This is a genomic window from Pseudomonas sp. IT-P258, from assembly GCF_949767825.1.
Classification (GTDB): domain Bacteria; phylum Pseudomonadota; class Gammaproteobacteria; order Pseudomonadales; family Pseudomonadaceae; genus Aquipseudomonas; species Aquipseudomonas monachiensis.
The window spans coordinates 136964-149808 of sequence record NZ_CATKPU010000012.1 but is presented as its reverse complement, the minus strand read 5'-3'; the positions used below and the strand labels follow the sequence as shown (position 1 = coordinate 149808).

Below are 12845 nucleotides of genomic sequence, written 5' to 3'. Positions count from 1 at the left end.
CGAGTCTATTCCGATGAGTTCGAACAAAAAGCGCAAAGATCGGGCGCGAATGATCGATTAAATCGATTTGTCCCGCGCCGCCCAGTATTTTTCAGCGGTTTCGAAGGCCTGTTCGCGGCTCTGTCCCAGGCCGCGCAGGGCCAGGGCCATGGTCGAGATCAGGGCCATTTGCGGGTAGCTGTCGACCACATCGCCACGCCAGACCGCTTTCAAATGTTCAGGATCAAGCGAGGCAGGCTTGACGTGACGCTGCGCCGACAACTGCGGCCATTCCTCGTCCCAGCTCTCGCCCCCGGTGGTGCCATACAGGTGACTGTTGGCGTCCGGGTTGATCTCGATCTCGCCGCCATCGCCTTTGACGACGATGGCAGTGTCACCCAGCAGGCCGCTGGCATCGCGATGCACCGCCTGATAACCCGGGTGGAAAATGCTCTGCAGGCCGCAACGGGCGCCCAGTGGATTGAGAATTCGCGCCAGGGAGTGGATCGGCGAGCGCAGGCCCAGGGTGTTGCGCAGGTCGATCATGCGTTGCAGCTGTGGCGCCCAGTCCATCAAAGGCATGAAGGCCAGGCCGCCGTTATCCAGTGCCGAACCCACCTGTTGCCAGTTGCGGCACAGCGGGATGTTCAATTCGCCCAGCAGTTGCTCGCTGTACAAGCGACCGGCCGTGTGGGCGCCGCCGCCGTGCATGAAAATCCGCACGCCGTTTTGTGCCAGGCACTTGGCTGCCAGCAGATACCACGGCAGATGGCGTTTCTTGCCGGCATAGGTCGGCCAGTCCAGATCCACCGCCAGCGCCGGAGGATTCAGGCGTTCGCGCAAGGCTTCGGTGAAGCCCGCCATCTCTTGCGCGCTTTCTTCCTTGTGCCGCAACAGCATCAGGAATGCGCCGAGCTGGGTTTCCTCGACTTTTTCATCGAGCACCAGGCCCATGGCTTCGCGGGCTTCGACCCGGGTCAAATCGCGGGCGCCGCGCTTGCCTTTGCCAAGGATCCGCACGAACTGGGCGAACGGATGCTCGGCGGGCGTTTCGAGTGTCAGTGCTGGGTAGTCGGTCATAAGCAATTCGTCGGTTTGGGCAGGCCCGCCAGTTTCGCGGCGAGTTTGGCGGGAGTGCCTTTGAACAGTCGGTTCAGGTGCAGGCTGTTGCCTTTTTCCGGGCCGAGTTTCAGGGCGGTGTACTTGATCAACGGGCGGGTGGCCGGTGACAGCTGGAATTCGGCGTAGAAACTGCGCAGCAGTTCGAGGACTTCCCAGTGTTCGGGCGTCAACTCGATGTCTTCGGCCGCCGCCAGGGCACTGGCCACGTCGGCGGACCAGTCACTCAGTTCGACCAGGAAACCGTCCTTGTCCAGTTCGATGGCGCGGGCGCCGACCGTCAATGCATTCATAGCCAACTGTTGACCTTGTCGTAGTGGATCGACAGTTCGACGAAGGCCGGGTAATCGATAGCTTTGGCCCAGTCTGGAACCGCAAGCGCACGGGCCTGGGCATCTTCAGCCAGCACGAACAGCTTCAGGCCGCGTGCGCTGAGCGCCGTGAACGGCGCGGTGCCTGGCTGCAACGCGTAGGCGGCATCACCGGACAACAGCAACCCGTCGTTGGCGCCGATCACGCGCAGGCAACTGGTCAGGCGTTCGTCGCCGAACGGGGAATGAGACAACACATGCAAAGTCGACATCAGAGGGTGATCACCTGGTCGTAACGGTCAATGAGGGCGGTGATTTCGTGGGCGGCCAACACCTGGGCTTCTTGCAGCGACAGGCCGCTCGGGTCCAGGCCGCGCTGGGCGATGCTGTCGCCACAGGCAAACAGTTCCTCGACACCGAACATCGGCAGGGCTTGCAGGTTGGCGCTCAGGTCTTTCTGTTGCAGGGCCTTGGCGTCCTGGCTGACGGCCAGCTGGAACACGCCGTCATCGAGAAACAGCAGGCCGATCGGCAGGTCGAAGGCGCCCCCGGCCAGCACGATATCCAGCGCTTCCCGCGCGCCCGGGCCGGACCAGGGCGACTGGCGGCTGATGATCAATATGGATTTGGCCATGTCATGCGCCTCCGAAACAGATCAGACGGTCGGCATCCTGCGCGGCGTCATGCAACTGGCCGAGGCCGGACAATTCCCACGGCGCGCCGACGGCAACCGCCTCGCGCTGATAGCGCCGGGCTTCTTCCTCGTTCAACACGCCACGACGCAGGGCAGCGGCGATGCATACCACGCCATCGAGTTGATGGTCGCTGACAAAGGCGTGCCATTGCCTGGGCAAGTCCAATTCATCCTGGGGCGTGACCACGCTGGCGGACGCGTTGTAGACGCCGTCCTGATAGAAAAACAGCCGGACAATCTCGTGCCCGCCGGCCAGCGCGGCTTGGGCGAACAACAGGGCGCGGCGCGAGGAGGGCGCATGGGCGGCGGAAAATACGGCGATGGCGAACTTCATGGTGCACTCGATCAGCGAAACTGCGGCCATGATAAAGCTTTATCGGCGGGGCGGCGAAGGGCGTTTACTCGTAGACCGTGTCGCCGACTTGCTCGCGAAGGCGGCCGAACAGGTGATGCAAAACTCAGCGCGGCATATACCCCAACTGCCAGCGCCGCGGGATCTTCAACGACAACACCGCGAGCCCGGCAGCCAGCAGGCCGCTGGCATACAACGCCTTGAGCCCCAGGTGATGTTCCAGCACGGCACCGAGTACCGCGCCGGCGAACATGCCGGTCCAGGGGATCAGTTGCACGCGCCAGCCGTTACGGCGCTCGCCGAGCATCCAGCGGCCCAGCCCGCGGCCGAAACGCGACAGGGCGCCGGTGACGTAAGTCAGGCCAACCGGCAGGCCGTTCACTTCTTCCACCGCGGCGTTGAGCATGCCCATTGCGATGATCGCCGCCAGCAGGGCCGGCAGTTGCTCGTCATAAGGCCAGGCTGCGGCGGCGCACAGCAGGGCGGTAATGCACAGCAACAAGGGCAGGGCCCGGCGTCTGCCTAGGCGGCTGACGATAATGCCCAGCGCGTTACCGACGATGAAGGTGGCGACGAGGATCATCAGGCGCAGGGTCAACCCAAGGTCGCCAGCACTGATGGTGACCGCCATCCGGGTGGTATTGCCACTCATGAACGAGACGAAGTCGCCGCTGGCCATGAAGCCGATGGCGTCGGTCATGCCGGCGAGCACCGAGAGCATGGCCACCAGGCTCAGGCCTATGCGTCCGCGCCATTTCTGCGTGTGCAAGTGACCGGGGCTGGCGTGGGTCCTGGCGGTGTTGGGTAGCATCGGCGACGGTATCCTTGAACAGTGCTTAGGGTTTTATCCCATTCAACTCGCAATATTCCAGCCAGTCCATGCCGGCCATTTCCGCTACTTCCCGGTGCACTTCCAGGCGCTGCGCTTCGTACTCCTGGGGTGTGGCGGTGGTTAACTGCAACGTCAGTTCCCAGGCGAACAACTGCTGGCGTTCTGCTTCGGCTTCAAACGCTTCGTGCAGCCGTTCCTCGCGATACTGAGCCGCCGTTTCACCCTTGGCCTGAGCCAACAGCGGGTTGAGGTGGTCGAGTTCTTCGCGCAACTCGGGGCGCTCATCGAGAAACCTCTTGAGTGCTTGCTCATGCTGCAGTTCGGTTGCCGCCATGGTCGCTCCTTGAGAACGGATTACGAGGATTGCTTCTTGCCAGCCTTGGCCGCTGCCGCCAGGCATTCGAGGGCAAACTGTTCGGTGTAGGTCATCTGGATCGGCGTGGTTTCGCCTTTGACGGTTCTTTCGCCGTCGAGGATGTAGCGAATCCGCTTGTCGGTGACGCCGATTCGCTTGGCAATCCAGGAAGGCGTCTGACCGATCTGGCTGATCAGCTTGTCGGCATATTCAGTGCTCGGTTTGTAGAACTCGGCATTAGGTGTCATCAGGTTTCCAGTCAGGGGTGCGATGGGGCGTTATTGGCGCGACAGGGTGCGCGAATCGTTGCGCGCTGTCGCGGTATAAATGCAGTAAAGCAGAACGATACGGGCTGCCGGGGTGATAAAGTCCGCTTTTTCCCGATGAGTGAATGCAATGCGAATTCTGATGGTGGCGCTGGCCGTGACGTTGCTGGCCGGATGCGCCGGCTCGGCAATGAACGAGGCCCGCACCAAGGCCCCGTACAAGACCCTGAACTCGGAAAAACCGGGAAAAGACGTCGCCCAGTGCGTGCAGTTTTCCTGGCAGGACGAAGCCGTGTTCGGCGTCGATGCCGCTGCCTATCTGCAACCGGGGGAGAAGGGCGGCACGACCGTTTACACCCGTTCGGCGGAGTCCTTTGTCGATGTGACCACCGATGCCTCGGGCACGGTGTTGAGCTACTACGCACAGAAAGACGATTTCGTGGCCAAGCGCCGGTTGGCGGCGTTGGCGACTTGCCTGTGATTTGAAGGCTAACGCAAGTCCCTTGTGGGAGCGGGCTTGCTCGCGAAGGCGGCTGGTCAGTCAGTATTGATGTCGACTGACCCACCGCTTTCGCGAGCAAGCCGGATCGCCGCGCCGCCGCTCCCACATTGGTTTTTGTTTTGATCAGTAGCTCAGGCGCTTCTGGAAGAAGAAGTGCTTGTGGCCCGGCGGGTAATCGGCAATGTGCCCGATCTCGCTGTAGCCGCATTTCTTGTAGAACCCAGGCGCCTGGAATTCAAAGGTGTCGAGCCACAGCCCGACGCAACGCCGTTCCCGCGCCAGGTCTTCGGCCATCTGCATCAGTTTCGAACCCAGGCCCTGTCCCCGCGCCTGTTCCGGCACCACCAGCAAGTCGATGTACATCCACTGGTAAAACAATCGGCCATGCAGGCCACCGAGGATCTCGTCGTTGTCGTCGCGCACCAGCAAGGCGATGTGCTCGGGCACGTTACCTTCGGCCTTCGAGCCATTGTAGGCGCGCAAGGGTTTGAGGATGGCCTGGCGTTGTTCATCCGTGGGGTTTTGCGACAATTCGATACGCAGGTTCATGGCTATATCCTTATGGCAGTGAAACCGCAGCCTAGCGTGGTCGCCGCCAATGTTCCATCAGCACAAAGCAGGTTGAACCGTCGCCTGCGCGCAGATGTCACTCATTAGTACGCGTCATTCCAGAGTGCGACCGATGAGGACACGCCGTGAATATCTTCGAAGCCCTGCGCGAAAGCCATGAACGTCAACGTACTTACGCCAAAGCCCTGATCCACACCAGCGGCGACAGCCCCGAACGCGTCGAGGCCTACAAGCAACTCAAGTCTGAATTGCAAGCTCACGCCACGGCCGAAGAGCGGCATTTCTACATCCCGTTGATGGAGTTCGACAACGGTGTCGACCTCAGTCGTCATGGCATCGCCGAACATCACGAAATGGACGAAATGATGGAGGCGCTGGACGACATCGAGATGTCCAGTCCGGCTTGGCTCGTGACCGCGAAGAAACTCTCGGAGAAGGTGCATCACCACCTTGAGGAAGAAGAGCAGAAGTTCTTCCAGATGGCTGGCAAACTGCTCGACGACAAACAGAAAGAGTCGTTGGCCGGACAATACGAGAAGGAGTACAAGGCGCAACTTGCCTGAGGGGGGAAAGGCTGTGCGTTTTCACTTAACATGTGGACCCTCAGACAAATAACAGGACGCGTTGTCATGTCGAACACAGCCGAGCGGGTCAATATCCTGGAGTCTCAGGTGTTGTCCCACGACTGGTACCTGCTCAAGAAAATCACCTTCGATTACCAACGCAACAACGGCGAGTGGCAACGCCAGGTCCGCGAGGTCTACGACCGAGGCAATGGCGCGGCGATTCTCCTGTACAACCGCGAAAATAAAACAGTGGTACTGACCCGGCAATTTCGCTTGCCGGTGTTCGTCAACGGTCACGATGGGCTGTTGATCGAAGTCGCGGCGGGCCTGCTGGAAGGCGCGGCGCCTGAAGACCGCATCCGCGATGAGGCCGAGGAAGAGACGGGTTACCGTGTGCACCATGTGCAGAAGGTCTTCGAGGCATACATGAGCCCCGGGTCGGTGACGGAAAAACTGCACTTCTTCATTGCCGAATACGATGCGAAGTCGAAAGTCAGCGACGGTGGTGGCCTGGAGTCGGAAACCGAAGAACTGGAAGTGCTGGAGTGGGCGTTCGACGACGCGCTCGAAGCGTTTTACCGCGGCGAAATCTGCGATGCAAAGACCATCATGTTGTTGCAGTATGCGGCGATGAAAAACCTCTTCAATTAAACGCAATCTCCCGTAGGAGCTGCCGCAGGCTGCGATCTTTTGATCTTGCTTTTGAAAAGCACAGTCAAAAGATCGCAGCCTGCGGCAGCTCCTACAAGATCAAAAGCCTGGGAACCGTGCGGTGCCAGGCCTTTGCCCACCTTCAAGTGTGAGCAACAACGCCTTCGCCTCAAGCCCGCCGGCAAACCCGGTGAGCTTGCCCGACGCGCCAATCACCCGATGACAGGGCGCCACGATCGAAATCGGGTTCTTGCCATTCGCCGCACCCACTGCCCTGACCGCCGCCGGGTTGCCGATCTGTTCGGCGATCTGGCTGTAGCTGCGGGTCTCGCCGAACGGGATGGTCAGCAGCGCCGCCCAGACCTTCTTCTGGAATTGCGTACCGGCAAAATCCAGCTCCAGTTCGAAGCGATCGCGACTGCCGGAAAAATACTCGCGCAACTGCGCAGCGGTGCGCACCAGGATCGGGTTGTCCGGCGCTTCGCTCATCGGCCCCAGGCGCACCCGCCCGGGTTTGTCGTTTTCCCAGAGGATGGCCGCCAGTCGTGAACCGTTCGCGACCAGCTTCAACTGGCCCACGGGTGAATCCACGGTGGTGCAGGTATAGGTCATGCCAGGGCTCGCGCAAAATTGCTGAACAGGTGTTAAGGATACTGCCTCGACGGGGAGGCGCAATACGTAATCCCGACCATACTTGGCAACGGCTTTTGAAACGTTCCCCTGTTTAATGACAAGAAGAGACCGACTCATGAAGTACGAACCTTTTGCCAAATCGCTGATTGCGACCTCGTTGGCACTCAGCTGCCTGTCCGCCCATGCCGCCTCGGTGGCCCCGGCTACCGGGGAAAACGGCATGGTGGTCACGGCCCAGCACCTGGCCAGCCATGTGGGCGTGGATGTGCTCAAGAACGGCGGCAACGCCGTGGATGCGGCGGTCGCGGTCGGCTATGCGCTGGCGGTGGTGTACCCCGCGGCAGGCAACCTCGGCGGCGGTGGTTTCATGACCATTCAACTGGCGGACGGACGCAAAACCTTCCTCGACTTCCGTGAAAAAGCGCCGCTGGCCGCTACCGCCAACATGTACCTGGACAAGGAGGGCAACGTCGTTCCCGACCTGAGTACCCGTGGCCACCTGGCCGTGGGCGTGCCAGGCACCGTGTCGGGCATGGAACTGGCGCTGTCCAAGTACGGCACCAAGCCGCGCAAGGAAATCATCGCCCCGGCCATCAAGCTGGCCGAAGACGGTTTCGTGCTGGAGCAGGGGGATGTCGATCTGCTGGACTACGCCACCGACATGTTCAAGAAGGACATCAAGGATTCCGGCTCGATCTTCCTGAGCAAAGGCGAGCCGATGCAGGTCGGCCAGAAACTGGTGCAAAAGGACCTGAGCAAGACCTTGCGGGAGATCTCCGAGAAAGGCGCCGACGGTTTCTATAAAGGTTGGGTGGCCGACGCCATCGTCACCTCTAGCCAGGCCAACAAGGGCATCATCACCCAGGCCGACCTCGACAAATACAAGACCCGCGAACTGGCGCCCATCGAGTGCGACTACCGTGGCTACCACGTGGTTTCCGCACCGCCACCGAGCTCCGGCGGCGTGGTGATCTGCGAGATCATGAACATCCTCGAAGGCTATCCGATGAAGGACCTGGGCTACCACTCGGCCCAGGGCATGCACTATCAGATCGAGGCGATGCGCCACGCCTATGTGGACCGCAACAGCTACCTGGGCGACCCGGACTTCGTGAAGAACCCGATTGCCCACCTGCTGGATAAAAACTACGCGACCAAGCTGCGCGACGCGATCAAGCCACAAAAAGCCGCGATATCCAGCGAACTCAAGCCCGGTGTAGCGCCCCATGAAGGCAACAACACCACCCATTACTCCATCGTCGACAAGTGGGGCAACGCGGTGTCGGTGACCTACACCCTCAACGACTGGTTCGGTGCCGGCGTGATGGCGAGCAAGACCGGGGTCATCCTCAACGATGAAATGGACGACTTCACCTCGAAGATCGGCGTACCGAACATGTACGGCCTGGTGCAGGGCGAGGCCAACGCCATCGCGCCCGGCAAGGCGCCGCTGTCGTCCATGAGCCCGACCATCGTCACCAAGGACGGCAAAGTGGTGATGGTGGTCGGCACTCCGGGTGGCAGCCGCATCATTACCGCGACCTTGTTGACCATGCTCAACGTGATCGACTACGGCATGAACATCCAGGAAGCGGTGGATGCGCCGCGTTTCCACCAGCAGTGGCTGCCGGAGGAAACCAACCTGGAAGCCTTCACCACCAGCCCGGACACGGTGAAAATCCTCGAGAGCTGGGGCCACAAGTTCGCCGGTCCACAGGATGCCAACCACTTGGCGGCGATCCTGGTCGGCGCGCCGTCCCTGGGTGGCAAGCCGGTAGGCAAGAACCGTTTCTACGGGGCGAACGACCCACGGCGTAACACCGGGTTGTCGCTGGGTTATTGAGGGTTGTGTCCGGAGGGGGACGGGCTTATGTTCGTCCCCTGATCCATCGACAATTCAAGGAAGGAAATCATGACCACTGCGTTGTTAATCATCGACGTCCAACAGGCTTTGTGTTCCGGTGAATACGAGTGCTTCGAGATTGGACGGGTCATCAACACCATCAACGACCTTTCTGCCCGGGCGCGCAAGGCGGGCGTGCGCGTGGTGCTGATCCAGCACGAAGAAGCGGGCAGCCCGCTGGCGCATGAGGCTGCCGGCTGGCAACTGGCCGAAGGTCTGGAAACCTCGCCCGGGGACCTGTGCGTACGCAAGACCAACGGGGATTCGTTCTACCAGACCAACCTGCAAAAACTGTTGCCGAAGGAGGACTACGAGCGCCTGGTCATCTGCGGCCTGCAGACCGACTATTGCGTCAACGCCACCGTGCGCCAGGCCCTGAAACTGGGCTACGACGTGGTGCTGGCGGGCGACGGGCATTCCACCGTCGACAACGGCAACCTGACCGCCGAAGACATCATCGCCGAGCACAACAAGGACCTGGCGCACCTCACCGGTTCCGTGGCCCGGATCGATGTGGTCCCGGCCAAGGACATCCACTTCTGAACCCACCCTGTTTCCCTGTGTGAGCGAGCCTGCTCGCGAAGGGGCCGGCACATTCAACATTGATGTTGCCTGACATGCCGCCATCGCGAGCACGCTCCCAAAGGACTTACACCGCTCCGAAAATCTCGATCAGCTCATTCAGAAACGCGCTCACCAGATCCCGCTGCCGCGCCGAATGCCGCACCGCCGCATGAAAGCTGACCTCATAGCGCAACAGGTCCGGGTTCAGCGGGTGTAGCTGCCCCAGCTGTTCATGGCGGGTGGCGTAGTGCTGCGGCAGAAACCCCAGGTGTTGGCCGGACAGGATCAGCAGGGCCGCGCCGTCCATGCTGTCGGTGAGCACGGTCAGGCGTTCGATGGACGTGGGGGCCGGCATTTCCGGCAGGGGATGGCTCGGCCAGACCCAGTCGAACCCGCTGACATCGTCGCGGGTCAGCGCGCCGACTTGCCCGAACAGCGGGTGCGAGGGCGCGCAGTAGGCAATCTGGGTTTCCGGGAACAGCGGGAAATAATCGATGCTGGGCAAGCGATGCCAGAAGTAACCGATGGCCAGGTCGATATGGCCGTTGATGATTTTTTCTTCCAGCAGCGACGATGACAGCTCGGTGAAATGGAAGTACAAGCCCTCGTGCCGTGCCCGCAAACGGGCAATGGCCTGGCCGATTTTCCTGTTCGCCACCGGATCGATTTGCCCCAGCAGGCCGATGTTGATGCTGCCCGAGACTTTGCGGTTGATGTGCTGCACCTCGACCCGAAAGCCTTCGGCCGCCGCCAGCAAGCGCCGGGCCGCGTCGATGAACTGAGTGCCTTTGGGCGTTACCGAAAACCCGCCGCGCCCGCGTTCGCACAAGCGGAAACCAACCCGGGCTTCGAGCGTTGCCAGCTGCGCGCTGATCGTGGGTTGCGTGGTGTTGAGGGCGGTTTGCGCCGCCGAGATGCCGCCCGCTTCGACGACGGTCAGAAATACCCGGATCAGGCGCAGATCCAGCTCCGTTACAGTTCCCAGCATGGGGGGCTCCCGATTCTCGCTTACATAGATGCTGATCTATGTGAACAGTGTGCCTGCGATATTTTATTGCCCGGACTCACGCCCTACATTGCCGTGAAACCAGCGTCATCGTCAGCTTTTTATGGAGTTTCACCTGAACTGGACGTCGTAGCGAGCGCTGTACCCACAAAAACAACAAACAACAGCATAGGAACAATCGTATGTCAGGTTCCCCAGTGTCTGCGCACGCCACCGAGGCGAGCGGCGGGTTGGCCATCGAAGGCCACTCCATCGACTACATCCCGGAAAACGAACGTCACGCCAAACTCAGCAGTCAGGGGCCTTTCTGGTTCCTGGGCAATTTCCACTTCTTCACCATCTCCATAGGTTTTGTCGGCCCGAGCCTCGGCTTGTCGGCACTGTGGACCATGCTGGCCGGTGCCCTGGGCATTATGTTCGGCACCATTTTCATGGCGTTCCACGGCTCCCAGGGCCCGGAAATGGGCCTGCCGCAGATGATCCAGTCCCGCGCCCAGTTCGGCTATCGCGGGGTGATCCTGGCGTTGATGGCGACGATGTTTGTGTTCGTCGGTTTCAACGTGGTGAACATCTCGCTGATCATGAATGGCCTGGAGCATGTGTTCGGCATTGACCCGACCCTCGTCGCCGTGGCTGTGGTGCTGATCGGCGCATTGTTGTCGATCTACGGCCACGACTTGATGCACAAGGCCTTCAAGTGGGCCTTGCTGGCGACCTTGCCGCTGTATGCACTGGTGACCATCGCCCTGATGTTCGGCGCGGGCCAGGAAGGCGTCACGCCGGCGACCGACCTGGGCTTCAACTGGGTGGCCTTCGCCACGCTGTTCGCCATCGGTGCCAGCTACAACATTTCCTATGCCCCCTACGTGTCTGACTATTCCCGCTACCTGCCGAAAAACACCAGCCGGGCAAAACTGATCGCGGCGGTGTTCATCGGTGCCTCGTTGTCCGGCAGCTGGATGATCGGCCTCGGCGCCTGGCTGGCCCAGGAGCTCAAAGCAGCGGATGCACTGGTGGCGTTGAACCAGGTCGGCTCCTCGATGGTGCCGGGGCTGGGCAATCTGCTGGTGATCGTCTCGGTGGCGGGCTTCCTGCCGATCATCGCCCTCAACACCTACAGCGCCATGCTGACGCTGCTGACCGGTGTCGACTCGATCAGGAAAATCACCCCGACACCCCGCGCCCGCGTGCTGTCGATCAGTGTGATCAGCGTGATTCTGTTGACCTGCGTGCTGTCGATCAAAGGTGACGGCATCGCGCTGTTGAACACCTTCCTGGTGTTGTTGCTGTACTTCCTCGTGCCGTGGACCGCCGTCAACCTGGTGGACTACTTCTTCGTGCGCAAGGGCCGTTATGCGATACCGCATTTCTTCACGCCAAACGGCATCTACGGCGCCTGGCAATTTCGCGGCATCGTCTCGTACCTGATCGGCTTCGCCGCGATGGTGCCGTTCTTCTACATCTACGATGCCGCCGCCGGCAAAGAGGTGTTCGTCGGCCCGCTGGCGCGAGTGCTGGAAGGCGTGGACATCGCCTGGCTGGTGGGCCTGGTGGTATCGGGGCTGACCTACTACCTGCTCAGCCGCTCGATTGATCTGGCCGCCGAACGCCGGGTGATCGATGCGCTCAGCGAGAGCGACATTGTCGCCATGACCCATTCATCTGCGGAGGCAGGGCGTTGAACAGCGCAAAAAATACCGTGGTCGCCTGCTGCCAACTGGCACCGAAAATCGGCGACCTGGCCTATAACCGCACGCTCACCGAACGCGCGATTCGCCAGGCAGCCTTACAGGGCGCCCAGGTCGTGGTGCTGCCCGAGCTGGTGCAGAGCGGCTATCTGTTTGCCGACCGCTTTGAGGCGCTGTCGCTGGCGGAAACTACGGATGGCCCGACCTTGCAACTGTGGCAGGCCCTGGCCCGTGAGCTGAACCTGGTGATCGTCGGCGGTTTTTGCGAGCGCCTGCCCGGCGACGAACTGGCCAACAGCGCGGCGATGATCGACGCCAATGGCCTGCGCGCGGTGTATCGCAAGGCCCATCTGTGGGATGCCGAGAAGGACATCTTCACGGCTGGCGATGCGCCACCGCCGGTGGTTGAAACGCTGCATGGACGGTTGGGCATGCTGATTTGCTACGACCTGGAATTCCCCGAGTGGGTGCGTCTACCGGCGCTGGCCGGGGCCGATCTGCTGTGTGCGCCGGTCAACTGGCCCGACGGTCCGCGGCCGCAGACCGAGCGCCCGGCCGAAGTGCTGCGGGTGCAGGCCAATGCCTCGGTCAACCGCATGTTCATCGCCGCCTGTGATCGCTATGGCCATGAGCGCGGGGTCGGCTGGGTCCAGGGTTCGGTCATCGTCGACGCCGACGGCTACCCGTTGGCCGGGCCGGCGGAGCAGGGCGGCGAGCAGATGTTGCTGGCCACGCTGAACCTTACCGAAGCGCGCAACAAGCGCATCAGCGCGCGCAATGATCTGCACAAGGACCGCCGGCCGCAGCTGTACGGGCTGCACAGCACCTTGTAAGCATTGATGTCATTGCGTGCT

At 61.3% G+C, this 12845-nt stretch carries 18 protein-coding genes; 7 read left to right on the top strand and 11 right to left on the bottom strand.

The window, feature by feature from the left end:
- Positions 1-57: 57 nt before the first annotated feature.
- The 8 genes from ACM6G4_RS01965 to ACM6G4_RS01930 form a co-directional block, all read right to left on the bottom strand.
- Positions 58-1059, bottom strand: a complete 1002-nt coding sequence (locus ACM6G4_RS01965) for a glycosyl transferase family protein (protein WP_223541440.1) — start codon at positions 1057-1059, stop codon at positions 58-60.
- Positions 1056-1391: a TusE/DsrC/DsvC family sulfur relay protein gene (locus ACM6G4_RS01960; RefSeq protein ID WP_046037873.1), complete on the bottom strand. Its 336-nt coding sequence runs from the start codon at positions 1389-1391 to the stop codon at positions 1056-1058. The genes ACM6G4_RS01965 and ACM6G4_RS01960 overlap by 4 nt, the downstream gene beginning before the upstream one ends.
- Positions 1388-1681: a sulfurtransferase complex subunit TusB gene (gene tusB, locus ACM6G4_RS01955; RefSeq protein WP_056723797.1), complete on the bottom strand. Its 294-nt coding sequence runs from the start codon at positions 1679-1681 to the stop codon at positions 1388-1390. Before tusB ends, ACM6G4_RS01960 begins: the two co-directional genes overlap by 4 nt.
- Positions 1681-2043, bottom strand: coding sequence for a sulfurtransferase complex subunit TusC (tusC, locus tag ACM6G4_RS01950; RefSeq protein ID WP_414912929.1), 363 nt, complete (start codon positions 2041-2043; stop codon positions 1681-1683). Before tusC ends, tusB begins: the two co-directional genes overlap by 1 nt.
- 1 nt (position 2044) lies before the next feature.
- Positions 2045-2437: a sulfurtransferase complex subunit TusD gene (tusD, locus tag ACM6G4_RS01945; RefSeq protein ID WP_223541447.1), complete on the bottom strand. Its 393-nt coding sequence runs from the start codon at positions 2435-2437 to the stop codon at positions 2045-2047.
- 124 nt (positions 2438-2561) lie between these two features.
- On the bottom strand, positions 2562-3266 hold the full coding sequence (locus tag ACM6G4_RS01940; protein WP_414912928.1) for a YoaK family protein: 705 nt from the start codon (positions 3264-3266) through the stop codon (positions 2562-2564).
- Positions 3267-3291: 25 nt separating this feature from the next.
- Positions 3292-3621, bottom strand: a complete 330-nt coding sequence (locus tag ACM6G4_RS01935) for a DUF6388 family protein (protein ID WP_414912927.1) — start codon at positions 3619-3621, stop codon at positions 3292-3294.
- Between the two features lie 20 nt (positions 3622-3641).
- Positions 3642-3890, bottom strand: a complete 249-nt coding sequence (locus tag ACM6G4_RS01930) for a hypothetical protein (RefSeq protein ID WP_008049352.1) — start codon at positions 3888-3890, stop codon at positions 3642-3644.
- A gap of 148 nt (positions 3891-4038) precedes the next feature.
- Here ACM6G4_RS01930 and ACM6G4_RS01925 point away from each other — a divergent pair, with 148 nt between their 5' ends.
- Complete coding sequence (locus ACM6G4_RS01925; protein ID WP_056723789.1) at positions 4039-4389, top strand: hypothetical protein; 351 nt, start codon at positions 4039-4041, stop codon at positions 4387-4389.
- Positions 4390-4533: 144 nt separating this feature from the next.
- Here ACM6G4_RS01925 and ACM6G4_RS01920 read toward each other — a convergent pair whose 3' ends face one another.
- Complete coding sequence (locus ACM6G4_RS01920) at positions 4534-4959, bottom strand: GNAT family N-acetyltransferase (RefSeq protein ID WP_414912926.1); 426 nt, start codon at positions 4957-4959, stop codon at positions 4534-4536.
- 146 nt (positions 4960-5105) lie between these two features.
- On the opposite strand from ACM6G4_RS01920, the gene ACM6G4_RS01915 reads away from it, so the two are divergent.
- Positions 5106-5543, top strand: coding sequence for a hemerythrin domain-containing protein (locus ACM6G4_RS01915; RefSeq protein WP_414912925.1), 438 nt, complete (start codon positions 5106-5108; stop codon positions 5541-5543).
- A gap of 66 nt (positions 5544-5609) precedes the next feature.
- Complete coding sequence (locus ACM6G4_RS01910) at positions 5610-6197, top strand: NUDIX domain-containing protein (protein ID WP_056723783.1); 588 nt, start codon at positions 5610-5612, stop codon at positions 6195-6197.
- A 99-nt stretch (positions 6198-6296) separates the two neighbouring features.
- Here ACM6G4_RS01910 and ACM6G4_RS01905 read toward each other — a convergent pair whose 3' ends face one another.
- Positions 6297-6809 (bottom strand): methylated-DNA--[protein]-cysteine S-methyltransferase, encoded by a 513-nt coding sequence (locus ACM6G4_RS01905; protein ID WP_056723781.1) that lies wholly within the window; start codon positions 6807-6809, stop codon positions 6297-6299.
- A gap of 136 nt (positions 6810-6945) precedes the next feature.
- On the opposite strand from ACM6G4_RS01905, the gene ggt reads away from it, so the two are divergent.
- Both ggt and ACM6G4_RS01895 read left to right on the top strand, forming a co-directional pair.
- A complete protein-coding gene (gene ggt, locus ACM6G4_RS01900) occupies positions 6946-8673 on the top strand; it encodes a gamma-glutamyltransferase (RefSeq protein ID WP_414912924.1) in 1728 nt (575 codons plus the stop codon).
- Positions 8674-8742: 69 nt separating this feature from the next.
- Complete coding sequence (locus ACM6G4_RS01895; protein ID WP_414912923.1) at positions 8743-9276, top strand: cysteine hydrolase family protein; 534 nt, start codon at positions 8743-8745, stop codon at positions 9274-9276.
- Between the two features lie 106 nt (positions 9277-9382).
- Here ACM6G4_RS01895 and ACM6G4_RS01890 read toward each other — a convergent pair whose 3' ends face one another.
- A complete protein-coding gene (locus ACM6G4_RS01890) occupies positions 9383-10285 on the bottom strand; it encodes a LysR family transcriptional regulator (RefSeq protein ID WP_056723776.1) in 903 nt (300 codons plus the stop codon).
- Positions 10286-10485: 200 nt separating this feature from the next.
- Between ACM6G4_RS01890 and ACM6G4_RS01885 the strand changes: the two genes are divergently transcribed.
- Both ACM6G4_RS01885 and ACM6G4_RS01880 read left to right on the top strand, forming a co-directional pair.
- Positions 10486-11985, top strand: coding sequence for a purine-cytosine permease family protein (locus ACM6G4_RS01885; protein WP_056723774.1), 1500 nt, complete (start codon positions 10486-10488; stop codon positions 11983-11985).
- Complete coding sequence (locus tag ACM6G4_RS01880; RefSeq protein WP_223541434.1) at positions 11982-12824, top strand: nitrilase family protein; 843 nt, start codon at positions 11982-11984, stop codon at positions 12822-12824. Before ACM6G4_RS01885 ends, ACM6G4_RS01880 begins: the two co-directional genes overlap by 4 nt.
- The last annotated feature ends 21 nt before the right edge of the window (positions 12825-12845 follow it).

Bases quoted from the DNA above. Each gene is read 5' to 3' on its own strand.
- ACM6G4_RS01925 (WP_056723789.1), top strand. From the start codon at position 4,039: ATGCGAATTCTGATGGTGGCGCTGGCCGTGACGTTGCTGGCCGGATGC.
- ACM6G4_RS01905 (WP_056723781.1), bottom strand. From the start codon at position 6,809: ATGACCTATACCTGCACCACCGTGGATTCACCCGTGGGCCAGTTGAAG.
- tusC (WP_414912929.1), bottom strand. From the start codon at position 2,043: ATGGCCAAATCCATATTGATCATCAGCCGCCAGTCGCCCTGGTCCGGC.
- ACM6G4_RS01935 (WP_414912927.1), bottom strand. From the start codon at position 3,621: ATGGCGGCAACCGAACTGCAGCATGAGCAAGCACTCAAGAGGTTTCTC.
- ACM6G4_RS01960 (WP_046037873.1), bottom strand. From the start codon at position 1,391: ATGAATGCATTGACGGTCGGCGCCCGCGCCATCGAACTGGACAAGGAC.
- ggt (WP_414912924.1), top strand. From the start codon at position 6,946: ATGAAGTACGAACCTTTTGCCAAATCGCTGATTGCGACCTCGTTGGCA.
- tusB (WP_056723797.1), bottom strand. From the start codon at position 1,681: ATGTCGACTTTGCATGTGTTGTCTCATTCCCCGTTCGGCGACGAACGC.
- ACM6G4_RS01895 (WP_414912923.1), top strand. From the start codon at position 8,743: ATGACCACTGCGTTGTTAATCATCGACGTCCAACAGGCTTTGTGTTCC.
- ACM6G4_RS01885 (WP_056723774.1), top strand. From the start codon at position 10,486: ATGTCAGGTTCCCCAGTGTCTGCGCACGCCACCGAGGCGAGCGGCGGG.
- tusD (WP_223541447.1), bottom strand. From the start codon at position 2,437: ATGAAGTTCGCCATCGCCGTATTTTCCGCCGCCCATGCGCCCTCCTCG.
- ACM6G4_RS01910 (WP_056723783.1), top strand. From the start codon at position 5,610: ATGTCGAACACAGCCGAGCGGGTCAATATCCTGGAGTCTCAGGTGTTG.
- ACM6G4_RS01940 (WP_414912928.1), bottom strand. From the start codon at position 3,266: ATGCTACCCAACACCGCCAGGACCCACGCCAGCCCCGGTCACTTGCAC.
- ACM6G4_RS01890 (WP_056723776.1), bottom strand. From the start codon at position 10,285: ATGCTGGGAACTGTAACGGAGCTGGATCTGCGCCTGATCCGGGTATTT.
- ACM6G4_RS01920 (WP_414912926.1), bottom strand. From the start codon at position 4,959: ATGAACCTGCGTATCGAATTGTCGCAAAACCCCACGGATGAACAACGC.
- ACM6G4_RS01930 (WP_008049352.1), bottom strand. From the start codon at position 3,890: ATGACACCTAATGCCGAGTTCTACAAACCGAGCACTGAATATGCCGAC.
- ACM6G4_RS01965 (WP_223541440.1), bottom strand. From the start codon at position 1,059: ATGACCGACTACCCAGCACTGACACTCGAAACGCCCGCCGAGCATCCG.